This is a genomic window from Acinetobacter sp. ANC 5054, from assembly GCF_002135295.1.
In the GTDB taxonomy this organism is placed as follows: domain Bacteria; phylum Pseudomonadota; class Gammaproteobacteria; order Pseudomonadales; family Moraxellaceae; genus Acinetobacter.
Genome location: NZ_NEGG01000019.1, coordinates 50,294 through 62,814 on the forward strand (window position 1 = coordinate 50,294; position 12,521 = coordinate 62,814).

Annotated in this window: 10 protein-coding genes and 1 rRNA gene; 6 read left to right on the forward strand and 5 right to left on the reverse strand. The window is 40.2% G+C overall.

The genetic code is table 11. The features are described 5' to 3' along the window. The first annotated feature begins 52 nt into the window (after positions 1-52). From dinB to B9T33_RS15820, 6 genes are all read left to right on the forward strand, one after another. Positions 53-1,108 carry a DNA polymerase IV gene (dinB, locus tag B9T33_RS15790; RefSeq protein WP_086179852.1) on the forward strand — a complete coding sequence of 352 codons (1,056 nt, stop codon included), beginning with the start codon at positions 53-55 and terminating at the stop codon, positions 1,106-1,108. 377 nt (positions 1,109-1,485) lie between these two features. Continuing rightward, entirely contained in the window at positions 1,486-2,199 is a 714-nt protein-coding gene (gene creB, locus B9T33_RS15800) for a two-component system response regulator CreB (protein WP_086179853.1), read from the forward strand. Positions 2,200-2,202: 3 nt separating this feature from the next. Further along, positions 2,203-3,690, forward strand: coding sequence for a two-component system sensor histidine kinase CreC (gene creC, locus B9T33_RS15805; RefSeq protein WP_086179844.1), 1,488 nt, complete (start codon positions 2,203-2,205; stop codon positions 3,688-3,690). A 125-nt stretch (positions 3,691-3,815) separates the two neighbouring features. After that, complete coding sequence (gene creD / locus B9T33_RS15810) at positions 3,816-5,228, forward strand: cell envelope integrity protein CreD (RefSeq protein WP_086179845.1); 1,413 nt, start codon at positions 3,816-3,818, stop codon at positions 5,226-5,228. Positions 5,229-5,313: 85 nt separating this feature from the next. Then, entirely contained in the window at positions 5,314-5,541 is a 228-nt protein-coding gene (locus B9T33_RS15815) for a hypothetical protein (protein ID WP_086179854.1), read from the forward strand. Between the two features lie 67 nt (positions 5,542-5,608). Beyond that, on the forward strand, positions 5,609-5,965 hold the full coding sequence (locus B9T33_RS15820) for a RidA family protein (protein WP_086179846.1): 357 nt from the start codon (positions 5,609-5,611) through the stop codon (positions 5,963-5,965). Positions 5,966-6,032: 67 nt separating this feature from the next. Here B9T33_RS15820 and B9T33_RS15825 read toward each other — a convergent pair whose 3' ends face one another. The 5 genes from B9T33_RS15825 to rrf form a co-directional block, all read right to left on the reverse strand. Then, positions 6,033-6,572, reverse strand: coding sequence for a DUF2726 domain-containing protein (locus B9T33_RS15825; RefSeq protein WP_086179847.1), 540 nt, complete (start codon positions 6,570-6,572; stop codon positions 6,033-6,035). A 470-nt stretch (positions 6,573-7,042) separates the two neighbouring features. Next, positions 7,043-9,448, reverse strand: coding sequence for a YgiQ family radical SAM protein (locus B9T33_RS15830; RefSeq protein ID WP_086179848.1), 2,406 nt, complete (start codon positions 9,446-9,448; stop codon positions 7,043-7,045). A gap of 192 nt (positions 9,449-9,640) precedes the next feature. After that, positions 9,641-10,489, reverse strand: coding sequence for a M48 family metallopeptidase (locus B9T33_RS15835; protein WP_086179849.1), 849 nt, complete (start codon positions 10,487-10,489; stop codon positions 9,641-9,643). A gap of 343 nt (positions 10,490-10,832) precedes the next feature. Next, positions 10,833-12,032, reverse strand: coding sequence for an MFS transporter (locus tag B9T33_RS15840; RefSeq protein ID WP_086179850.1), 1,200 nt, complete (start codon positions 12,030-12,032; stop codon positions 10,833-10,835). A 221-nt stretch (positions 12,033-12,253) separates the two neighbouring features. After that, positions 12,254-12,368, reverse strand: a 5S ribosomal RNA gene (gene rrf / locus B9T33_RS15845). Between the last annotated feature and the right edge of the window lie 153 nt (positions 12,369-12,521).

Sequence of the window (12,521 nt, forward strand, 5' to 3'; positions counted from 1 at the left end):
TATGCGATACTGCAACCATCTATGATCTACAGTGCTTATTGCTTTAGCAGACATGAGAAAAATTATTCATATCGATATGGATGCTTTTTTTGCATCGGTAGAGCTGCGGGAACGTCCTGAACTCAAACAGCTCCCCGTTGTCGTGTCGTCTCATCACCCGCGGGCCGTGATTTGTGCGGCATCCTATCCTGCTCGTGAATTTGGTTTACGCTCTGCAATGTCCATGTCTCAAGCACGCAAACGCTGCCCGCAAGTGGTGGTGATTGAACCGAATTTTGAAAAATATCGTGCGGTTTCCGCGCAAATTCATCAAATTTTTCGTCAATATACGAGCTTGATCGAACCACTTTCGCTTGACGAAGCCTATTTAGATGTCACGGAAAATTTACAGAATATTGCCAGTGCTACTGAGGTAGCAATGCGTATTCAAGCCGAGATATTTCAAACCACAGGACTGACTGCATCTGCTGGGGTTGCACCGAATAAATTTTTGGCAAAAGTGGCATCAGACTGGCACAAGCCAAATGGCATTTGCGTGATCAAGCCGTCACAGGTGTTGAACTTTATTCACGAGTTACCGCTGAAAAAAATCCCAGGCGTAGGGAAAGTCATGCAAGAAAAGTTGCATGCTTTAGCGCTGAACACTTTGGGAGATTTACAACAAATCGAAGAATCTGTGCTCATTCATCATTTTGGTAAATACGGCAAGCAATTATTCCTGTATGCACAAGGCATTGATGAGCGACCTGTGCAGCCTGAACGAGAACGCCAACAAATCTCTAAAGAGACCACCTTTGATGACGATTTAACCCTGAATCAATGCCAAGTGTATTGGCCTAAACTCATTGATCAAGTTTGGCAAAGTCTAGAAAAGAAAAAACTCCATGCACGTGGGGTATCCGCCAAATTGAAATTAAAAAATTTTCAGGTTTTACAACACAGTAAGAGTTTTAAAACGGCATTGAAAAGTCGTGAAGATTTAGCACACGTTTTACAGCAACTACTCCTAGAAATGCATATTCCAGATGATTTTCAATTTCGTTTAATTGGTGTCGGGCTGTATCAATTGACCGCTCAAGAAGCTGAAACGCAATTGTCATTAATTTAAGATCAAAGTAAATTTTGCATAAGTTTTAAGCAGAAGAATAAAAATGAATCAATTAGCTATTCACAAAGTTTAAAATTAGAGTACTCTATCTGCGCACTACATTATCCGTGTATGCGCTGAGATGCTGAAAATCACCTTTACTTTCAGCATGCTGTCCTGTGATTGGCGTGACGATCAAATCCGAATATTACAGGGCAACTCTGTTGTCAAAGCATGGAACACCTCCCCCGCTACATCTTCTAGATCTCTCTAAATCCTGCGCAATAAACAAAAAATTCAAAGTTCACCGAAACTTCACTCAATTCAGTCGCCTCTACATTTTAATTTCAGTACACTCAAGATCAGGCCTGTGCTGTGAATTAGAATAATCCATGCAAATCCATTCCAAAAAACAAATTCTATGCGTTGAAGATGATGCCGCCATTCTCTTGCCTTTACGTTATGCGCTTGAGCGTGAAGATTGGCAAGTCACATGGGCCAATACGGGGCTGCAAGCCATTGAAACCATACGACAGCAAGATTTTGATTTTATTATTTTAGATGTAGGTTTACCGGACTTAAATGGATTTGATGTCTGTCAAAAAATTCGCCAATTCAATCAAACTCCCTTACTGTTTTTAACCGCCCGAGCAGATGAAATCGACCGGATTGTCGGCTTGGAAATTGGTGCCGATGATTACTGTACCAAACCGTTTAGCTCTCGGGAAATTGTTTCTCGGATCAAAGCCATTTGGCGCAGAATGGAAATTCAGAGTCAGCTACAACCACCGCAAGCCACAGAGGCCAAACCCTTCCCTACTCAAACTTGGTTATGCCACGATGAATCCTTACAAATTCAATATTTCAAGACGGTCTTGCAACTTACCCGTTATGAATACCGTTTGTTGAAGCTACTCATCGATCATCCGCAGCAGGTGTTTAGCCGCCAGCAATTGATGGATCATGTCTGGGAACATCCAGAACATAGTTTAGAACGCACCGTAGACACTCATATCAAAGGCATCCGCCAAAAGCTCAAACAGATTGCACCGCAACACGATCCCATTGAAACCCATCGTGGCTTTGGCTACAGCATGAAAAGGCTGGACTAGCACATGTCTATTTTCATCCGCATTTGGTTTTTCTTTGGACTGATTATTTTGCTTGGTCTTTGGTTTATGTCCTATACCTTTAACCAGCAGGTCAAACCGAATGTCCGCCAAGTGGTGGAAGATACGCTGGCTGAAAATGCCAATATTATCGCGATGTTGGTGGCTGAGGATGTCTATGAAAATAAGGTCGGCTCAGCGCAATTTGATGCCAAAATTCAGCAAGCCTTGGGTCGTAAACTTAACGCCAAAATCTGGCAGCACAATAAAAGTGAAATCAATCAGCAAATTTATATTACCGATGACAAAGGCATCGTGATTTATGATTCACAAGGCGTCGCCCAAGGTCAGGATTATTCACAGTGGAATGATGTTTACCTGACTTTAAGAGGCAAATACGGCGTGCGCTCAACCCGCAATTATGATGCCAAAGGCAATGTTCTAGACAGTAGCAGTAGCACCATGTTTATTGCTGCGCCGATCTATTATCAAGTGAATCAGCAATCCAAACTGATTGGCGTTGTCAGTATTGGCAAGCCAAATAGTTCGGTGCAACCCTATATTCAGCGCGCTGAAGATCAATTAATTCGCCAAGCGGCGTGGATTACCTTACTCAGCCTTTTTTTGGCCAGTTTGGTCGCCTATTGGCTCAAACACAGCATAGACCGTGTCCGTAAATATGCGCAGGCCTTGGCGCCAGTCAATCAAACGCCGTATTTCCGCTCTGCTAAAGAGCTGAATTTAGTTGCTCAAGCGGTAGAAAATATGCGTGAACAACTCGAAGACCGCGCCTATGTCGAACACTACGTGAATACCTTGACCCATGAGCTAAAAAGTCCGCTGACCGCTATTCAAGCCAGCGCAGAATTACTCAAAGAGGACTTGCCACTGCAGGATCAGCAGCAATTTGCTGCACATATTGATGCGCAAAGCCATCGCCTGCGTAATTTGATTGACCGCATGCTGTTATTAACGCGTCTAGAGAAATCGAAGCATCTGTTGGACATTCAAAGCTTCAATTTATCTAAACTGATTCAACAGGTTTTGGATCAATATGCTAGTCAAATTCAAGCCAAAAAAATTCAATGTTTATTAGATATTGAGGCCAACTGTATGATCAATGCGGATCGTTTTTGGATACAGCAAACCCTTGCCAACCTATTGGATAATGCGGTTGATTTTTCACTGGAGAATGGCAAGATTTTGATCCAATTGCGGCGTTCACATCCTCTGCACGGCCAACACATTGAGCTAAAAATTTTCAATGAAGGCGAATGGATTCCAGACTATGCCCTGACTCAAGTTTTTGACACCTATTTTTCGCTTCCGCGACCCATGAGCCAGCAACGTAGTTCGGGCATTGGTTTAAGTATCGTCAAACACGTGATGGAACAACATCATGGACACATCAAGATCGAAAATATTGCCGCCAATACCCTTTCGATCCTTCAACCCCATCAGTCAGGGGTGATGGTCAACATTGAATTTCCCTAAATAATCCCTAGATGAATTGAGCACTTCACCCAAACTTCACCTAAAGCACAAACGCAGCTCAAACAAAACACATCTGCATTTTGCACACTAATTCCTGACAACAACAACCGCTCAGGAAAACAGTGATGCGATCCAGCTTCCTCAATCTCAAAATCATGGCTATTGTCATATTAGTGGCGCTCTTTTGGGTGGGTTTATTCTTTATTAGCCACCTTGTTGCGGAGCGACAAGCTTACCAACAATCTTTTTTTAATGAGATTTCAAAGAATAATATTAGCCCTCAAACTATTATTTCACCCTACATTCGCGTTCCTTATTCAGAACAAACGACTTGCCGAGACAAACAAAAAGTTGTCTCGCCTTGTACGCAAGAACAATGGATGTATATCAATGCGGATAACACGCAATGGCAAGCCAAATTCGATGTATCCGATGATACTTACAAGCGTACCATTTATCGTGCGACAAGTTATAACGCTCAACTAAATGCTAATGGCATATTCCAAAAACCAACCTTGAAAGAGAAAAACTATCAATGGAATAAAGCCGAGATTTTATTTCCAATTCATGATCCACGTGGTCTAAATGCACATCCAACAATACAAATATTGAATAAAAAATACACTTTTGAAATGAATAACCCAAGTAGTGGAAATTCAGGTTTCGAGTTCATGGCGATTTCCACAACGAAATATCCTGAATTGATTCAAGCAATACAAAATGGTTTTAGTTTTGACTTAAAGACTGATTTAATTGGTTTAAGAAAGTTTACGCTTATCCCGACCAGCCGTGTAGTGAGCTATCAGGCCAATGGTAATTGGGCGGATGCAAAATATTCAGGACAAAATCTCCCTTTTGAAAAAACCAGTTCAAAAAATCAATTTACTGCAAAATGGAAAAATATCGCATTAGGCAATCAAAATATGAATCGCCTCATCTATTGTGGCAGTGATGAATGTATCCGCCTCTTAAGCGATAATGACCGAGCAATGGAAGTTTCCCGTCAAATAGGTGAAGCACATATAGATCGTGGTTTAACCACGGAGTTTTTAGACTCAGTCAATGTCTATACCCAAACCGACCGCGCAATCAAATACGGCATCGTCATTATCATCATTACTTTTGGCTGTTTCTTCCTGTTTGAAGTGCTCAAAAGCCTGCGCATTCACCCCATTCAATATTCTTTGGTGGCCATGGCGCAAGGTATTTTCTTTGTACTCCTGCTTTCAATTAGTGAATATTATGCTTTTGTCTTGGCTTATATCGTAGCTTGCATTGCCTGCGTTGGCTTGATGACGTGGTATTTATTCTATGTGATGAAAGGTATTAAACCAGCCATGCTGTTTGGCATCATCCTTAGCACCCTCTACGCCATCATGTACTTGCTGTTGCAGTCTTCCGGCAAAACTTTCCTGATTGGTTCAATCATCTCCTTTGTCATGCTGGCTGTGGTGATGTTTATTACCCGTCACATTGATTGGTATCAAATCAGCAGTCGACCTGAACGTGAACTGAAAACCTATAGACCACCACAATAATTCACTTACCTGCAGGCGGATGGACAGGCCATCCGCCTTTTGTACGGCACTTCCCACAGCGCAATCCAATTCCATAGGCCTTCCCATGACAACTGAGCTACAGCAAAAATGTCCGCAGACCGTGAATATCCAGCAGCTTTGCCCACTGCAATGCTCACTGGCATTCTGTCTAAATCAATTAAGGGCAGCACACATTCAATTCTTAAATTTAGGTAATTGCATCGCCTGCCCAGAGTTGAATTGCCTCATTATTTTTAAATACAAACTACTCATTCGAATTGATAACTTCGTCTATAACGTAGCCCAAGCTTAAAAATGAGATGTGCAGAGCGCGATTCATCACGTAAACTGCAACACACCCCAATACTTTGAGAATACTCATGACGGTACAGCGCCTGCATATCGCCCAACGCTTTTCAGAAATTGCCATTTCAGGGCAATTGGTTCATTTAGCAGGTCAACTCGCCTCAGATCTCGAATTAGATATTCGAGGTCAAACCCAGCAAACACTCAATATTATCGATCAGTTTCTAGCTGATGCTGGTACGGACAAAAGCAATATTATGTCCGTAACCATCTACCTTAAAGATATCGAAAAAGATTATGCTGCTTTCAACGAAGTTTGGGATGCGTGGGTCGCTGACATCGATGCACTGCCCCGCACCTGTGTTGAAGCTAAGCTCTATGATCCACGGGTTCTGGTAGAACTCACAGTGGTTGCAATCAAGCCCGAATAATAGTACCTAAATAAGAGCGACCAACAAAAAAGCATGCCGTTAAGAGCATGCTTTTTTGATTTCAGCCTCAGCTCAGAACTTTAAGTTTTTTACGCTCTAAGTCTGAATATAAGTGATATTTTTTCAAATCACTGACCTGAGGAATTGGCTTATACTTCACTTGGCTACCCAAAAAGTCTTCACGCAGTTGTGAATATTCGGGCACGTCATCATAACGAATAACGCGATAGCCAGCCATTTGCAACAAGGCATCTTGGTATTGCATCGGCTGAATACGTTTCAATACCATTGGGTCATCTAAAGCGATAATGGCTTGAATTTGTTGGTTTTCATTCAGCACAACAAAATCCGCAACCATATTTCGATATTTATTACGTGTTCGGTAATATTTGGTCGTCAGTAAGGCATCAAAAGACACATGTGCCAAAATCGTATGATTAGGCAAAATTTCTTTCAAACGCGTATACGTGAGTTGCTCATTAATGTTGAAAATTGCGCGTTGCTTAAGTGCGCTATCTTGTTGTTTAGAGTCGCTTTCTAGACTTTTCCATGCCATTATGAGCACACAGAAGAGTAGAATACTCCCTATTACTATGTATATAGTCATCTCATAATCCTTTATATTTCTTATATTTTTGGTTTTAAACCTACTTCTTATATTGAAGTAGTATACAACCACTATTATTTTTTTAATTTCCTATTAAAAAAAATAACTCCAACTTTCACACAACTAATATTCAATCTGACAAAAAGTTGCAAATACATCAACAGTCAAACATCACATGCCACTTCAGTTCAGAGCAATAGCATCCTGCTATATAGCTACTTTAGAACATCCGCTAAAATTTCGGCAAGTGCATTTAGTCACACTGTCTAACAATTCCGATGAACAGCTCCTTTTGCACAAAAATAAGTTAGATATTGAATTTAATATACATTTGTATGTTTAACTGACCTATTGACGCGACATCACAATCAACTTTTGTCACATTTATTGGGCAAAAAATACCAGCCATTAAAATTGAATGCTGCAAAAAAATAAAGACACCGAAGTGCCTTTATTTTTTGATTCCAAAATCAACTGCGTGATTTTGATTTACCTTTTGCTTTGGTACCACCAAATGGCTTTTTCGCATCACCCGTTTCGCGTGGTGGCAATCCCGTATGTTGCGTCAAAATTTGCCCACGTTCTGGGCGCTTCTTGGTATTTGATGGACGTGATTGAACTGCTTTAGAGCGATTACCTTGTTCACCTGTACGTTTTTGTGAATCACCTGCAATGCTTGAGTTCTTTTTACGCGCAGATTGATATTGCCCCTCAGCACTGCCAGCCGGTTGATACGTTGGAATCAGATGTTGCTTCGAATTACCAATTAAATCTTGGCGACCCATTTCCTTTAAGGCTTCACGTAGCATTGGCCAGTTATTAGGATCATGGTAACGCAAGAAGGCTTTATGTAAACGACGACGTTTTTCGCCTTTGACAATATCCACTTGCTCGGTATAACGCGCAACTTTGGCTAGCGGGTTTTTACCTGTGTAGTACATGGTGGTTGCGGTCGCCATTGGCGATGGATAGAACGTCTGTACCTGATCGGCACGGAAACCATTCTTTTTCAACCAAATCGCAAGATTCATCATGTCGTAATCGGTTGTACCCGGATGCGCCGCGATGAAATAAGGAATTAAGTATTGCTCTTTCCCTGCTTCTTTACTGAAACGATCAAACATTTGTTTGAAACGATCATAAGTTCCGATACCCGGCTTCATCATTTTATTGAGTGGGCCTTTCTCGGTATGTTCAGGTGCAATTTTTAAGTAACCGCCCACGTGATGCGTGACCAATTCTTTGACATATTCAGGATTCAGCACGGCTAAGTCATAGCGTAAACCTGAACCAATCAGAATCTTTTTAATGCCCGGTAAAGAGCGTGCTTTACGATACAGCTGTGTTAACGGTGCATGATCGGTATGTAAGTTTTGACATACCCCTGGGAATACACATGATGGTTTACGGCAGTTTTTCTCAATTTCAGGATCTTTACATGCCAAACGGTACATGTTGGCTGTTGGCCCACCTAAATCAGAAATAATCCCAGTAAAGCCCGGTGCGGTATCACGAATTTTTTCAACTTCACGAAGAATTGAATCTTCAGAACGGTTCTGAATAATACGGCCTTCATGCTCTGTGATTGAACAGAAAGTACATCCACCGAAACAACCACGCATGATGTTCACAGAGAACTTAATCATGTCAAAGGCTGGGAAACGCGCTTCACCATATGACGGATGCGGCAGACGTGCATAAGGCAAGTCAAACACATAGTCCATTTCTTCCGTAGTTAATGGAATAGGCGGCGCATTGAGCCACACATCACGTTCGCCATGCTTTTGTACCATGGCACGCGCATTACCCGGATTAGTTTCCAAATGCAAAATACGGTTAGCATGTGCATACAATACAGGATCATTAGCCACATCTTCAAAAGCAGGCAAACGAATCACTGCCAATTCACGTGGCGGTAATTTATGTTTAATCGCTTTTGATGAAGGTTGTAACTGTACGATTTGAGTATTTTCATCCAAGTTATCGCCTTCACGGACAATTGGATTTGCAACCGGTTCTTTTTGGAAACCTTGATACTGACTTAAGCTATTTTTATCTTTTTCAATCTCGCAACCGTCTAAGTCTTCGGTCATCACATAAGGGTTAATGATCGGATCAACACGGCCGACGGTATCGACATCATTTGAGGCAATTTCAACAAATTTGGCTTTCAATGCGCGATTATTTTTATTAACAATAAATGCTGTACCACGAACATCGGTAATATCTTGAATTTTTTCACCGCGTGCCAAACGATGCATAATTTCAGTGATTGAACGCTCACCATTACCGTACATCAGCAAGTCAGCTTTTGAATCCATCAATACAGAGCGACGAACTTTGTCTGACCAATAGTCATAGTGTGCAATACGACGTAGAGATGCTTCAATACCACCTAATAAAACGGGTACATCTGGATAAGCTTCACGCACACGTTGGCAATACACAGTTGCTGCGCGGTCCGGACGTTTGTTTGGTTGATTGTCTGGTGAATATGCATCATCCGAACGGATTTTACGGTCAGCCGTATAACGGTTGATCATCGAATCCATATTGCCTGCCGTTACACCCCAAGCAATATTGGGTTTACCTAATACCTTAAACGCTTCGGCAGACGTCCAGTCTGGCTGTGCAATAATCCCGACACGGAAGCCTTGTGCTTCTAAAGTACGGCCAATAATGCCTGAACAGAAAGATGGGTGGTCAATATAAGCATCACCACAAACCAAAATAAAGTCACAACTGTCCCAACCAAGTTGATCCATTTCCTCGCGTGACATCGGCAAAAATGGCGCAGGGTCAAAACATGACGCCCAATATTTGTCGTAATCAAACAACGCTTTAGGCGCAGTCTGCATAGTATAAGCAGTAGACATGGCTAGCAATTCTCGGCTGGCAGATGGAAGACCTTAAATTTAGGTCAAAGATGAAAGCCGATCATCTTACCATGAATTTCATTCATCTTGCTTGATTATAAATTATACAAAATCTGATGAATAATTTAAAACTTTTATACGGAACAAATGAAATGAATCGCTGAGCTATACTTAGCCAGTGACTTGTATAAGTTAAAACAATGAATCGTATCTTAAATTTTGTGTCACGAATGAAGCATCTTCTGATTTTAAGACTTGTGCATTTTCATAGGTCTTATGCAATGCTGGTAAATAGCTTTGTAAATGATGTATGCGCTTTAAATAGATTTCATGAGACATCATTGGTTTAACACCAAATTTTTCACGTCGTAAACTTTCTTGCTGAAACTTATTCCAAAAATGAATTGCACTTTCTGGGTTATATCCCGCACGCACCATGATATCGAGTGCTAATACATCCGCTTCGCTTTCAAGATTCCACATTTTTGGGGTAAATGAAGCTTGACTCGCTACACTACTGGCAACGGAAGCCAATGTACCAAGCCCTGCCGTCGTCGACATCACTGCCACTTGACTTACCAACATAGTCGACATTTTTTCCCGCTGATGATCCCGCAGCGCATGTGCCATTTCATGAGCAATCACAAATGCGAGTTCATCTTCTGTTAATTTAAGCCCCCAATACAGACCAGTATTGACAATTATCTTCCCTCCCGGAAATCCTCGCGCATCCAAGCTGCCGTTGAGATTGCCATTTACTTCCCAATCCCAATGGCTTGCACCATTTCGGTATACTTCTGTTTCAATCTTTAAATTATCCAATACATGATCAAGTTTGCGATCTATGACTAAGACTTGCTTATGTTTTGCTTGATTAATAAAACGCTTATAAGATTTGTCTGCATTTGCTGTCCAAGATTTTTGCGGAATGATAAGAAGTTGCTTTCGATCTGCACCTACTGTCCCTAAATTTGTTGTACTCATACAACCTGTAAATAATATAAAATTCAGCAACATGATTAAAATACTTACATTTTTCATAATCACCTACCGCAAGATAATTAAATCAATATAAATATATAAATGAATTCCTAAAAAAAATGCAAAACCGCTTGTCGGAGTTTAACTCAATACTTGAAATATATATTTTTAATATTAAAAACAATTATTTAAACAACAAACATAATTAAGCTACTGTTATGTAAAGCATTTAATGTCTAATTATTGTGATCTATTTCAAAGTTAAAAATTAAATCATTTACAAAATAAATAAAAATTAAAACTGTGTTTAAAATCACAATTAAAGGTATTAATTACAATTTAAATAATTTATTTTTTACAATCTGTATATTCAAGCATTAATAGAAAAATATTCACATATTTATTATTTTAAATGCTTCAATTGAAAGGCTAAAAATAATCCCCAAAATAAAATTAAACTAATAAAGCAAGTTAAGCCCCACCAACCAGCATACTCCCAAATTAAACCACTACTACTGCCTAAAATACTCGAACCTAAGTAATAGAAAAATAAATACAATGATGACCCCACCGCTCGGTACTGTAATGATTGTACTGATACCCAACTACTTGCAGTCGAATGCGCCGCAAAAAAAGCGAAAACAAAAATAATCAACCCAATCAAAACAGCCCATAATGTTGGTAGTAACATCACCAACAACCCAACTAGCATCATAAATAGCATGGTAGGCAAAACTTGATGACGCCCAAAACGACACCCCCAACTTGCAGCACGAGGTGAACTATAGATTCCAGCTAAATATGCAATTGAAATGAGTCCAATCCATGTTTGAGATAATTGATACGGTGCTTCAAGTAGGCGATAACTCATATAGTTAAAGACAGAGACAAAGCAACCCATCAAAATAAAGCCTTGTAAGAACAATAATCTAAGCTTTTTATTGGCTAAGTTTTTAACGAATGACTCATAAAAGCGGTTAAAGCGTATAGGATAAGATTGAAAGTGCTTTGATTGCGGCAATAATAGATAAAATGCTGTCGCCACGCCTAAATTAAGGACACCTATGATCATCATGGCTGATTGCCAACTTATGTAATCAATAAGTACCCCTGCAATTAATCGACCGCCCATTCCACCAATCGCAGTCCCCGAAATATAGAGCCCCATCGCAAAACCGATATCTTTTTGTGCAACTTCTTCCCCAATATAAGTCATTGCAACTGCGGCAACACCACTGACACTTAAACCAATTAAAATCCGATTAATGAGAAAAACATGCCATACGGCTAATATTGAGCTGATGATCGAAAGGGATGCTGCTAAAAAGAGAGCGGCCACCATTACAGGTTTTCGACCAAAACGATCTGAAATTAGCCCTGTGAAAAGTAGTCCGATCGCTAAAGCAATCGTAGAAAATGACAGTGGAAAACTACTATGTGTCGGACTGACTTGAAAATATTGTGCAAAGATTGGCATCATCGGTTGTACACAATACAAGGATGAGAAGATCGCAAATCCAGCCAAGAACAATGAAAATAAAACAGCAAGAAATGGACGCGTTCCATATTCAATATATGTCGTTTGGGAAGTTAAATCGGACATAGTCTTTCCACTAATAAACCTAATCAGTATACGCTTATCGTTCTTTAAGTGAAAAATCATCTATTAAATACTTAAATTTGAATCATATTCTGAAAATTTTTAAATCTACGCCATAAAGTCGCTATTCATTTCTCCGCTTAATAATATTTTTAATAATTTCCGTATAAATATAAGGCATAAAAAAATCCCCCAACCATTAGGTTGAGGGATTTCGAATAATGAGCTGGCGATGACTTACTCTCACATGGGTAACCCCACACTACCATCAGCGCTAAGAGGTTTCACTTCTGAGTTCGGGAAGGGATCAGGTGGTTCACTCTTGCTATTGTCGCCAGCACAACTGTTATGGACTTGTTCGGGTCTTATTTAACTACCTTGTAGTGTATGCCTTACTTCGTACCAAATGAGTTATTAACAGATCATATCTGAGTTGCGTATTTTGTTCTTAAGCGATAACTAAATCAAGTCATTTTGCTTAATATCGAATCA

What these genes read in the sequence shown, in the direction of transcription:
- creD (WP_086179845.1), top strand. Translation starts at nt 3,816, where the DNA reads ATGCGATCCAGCTTCCTCAATCTCAAAATCATGGCTATTGTCATATTA.
- B9T33_RS15820 (WP_086179846.1), top strand. Translation starts at nt 5,609, where the DNA reads ATGACGGTACAGCGCCTGCATATCGCCCAACGCTTTTCAGAAATTGCC.
- creC (WP_086179844.1), top strand. Translation starts at nt 2,203, where the DNA reads ATGTCTATTTTCATCCGCATTTGGTTTTTCTTTGGACTGATTATTTTG.
- B9T33_RS15830 (WP_086179848.1), bottom strand. Translation starts at nt 9,448, where the DNA reads ATGTCTACTGCTTATACTATGCAGACTGCGCCTAAAGCGTTGTTTGAT.
- B9T33_RS15840 (WP_086179850.1), bottom strand. Translation starts at nt 12,032, where the DNA reads ATGTCCGATTTAACTTCCCAAACGACATATATTGAATATGGAACGCGT.
- B9T33_RS15835 (WP_086179849.1), bottom strand. Translation starts at nt 10,489, where the DNA reads ATGAAAAATGTAAGTATTTTAATCATGTTGCTGAATTTTATATTATTT.
- B9T33_RS15825 (WP_086179847.1), bottom strand. Translation starts at nt 6,572, where the DNA reads ATGACTATATACATAGTAATAGGGAGTATTCTACTCTTCTGTGTGCTC.
- dinB (WP_086179852.1), top strand. Translation starts at nt 53, where the DNA reads ATGAGAAAAATTATTCATATCGATATGGATGCTTTTTTTGCATCGGTA.
- B9T33_RS15815 (WP_086179854.1), top strand. Translation starts at nt 5,314, where the DNA reads ATGACAACTGAGCTACAGCAAAAATGTCCGCAGACCGTGAATATCCAG.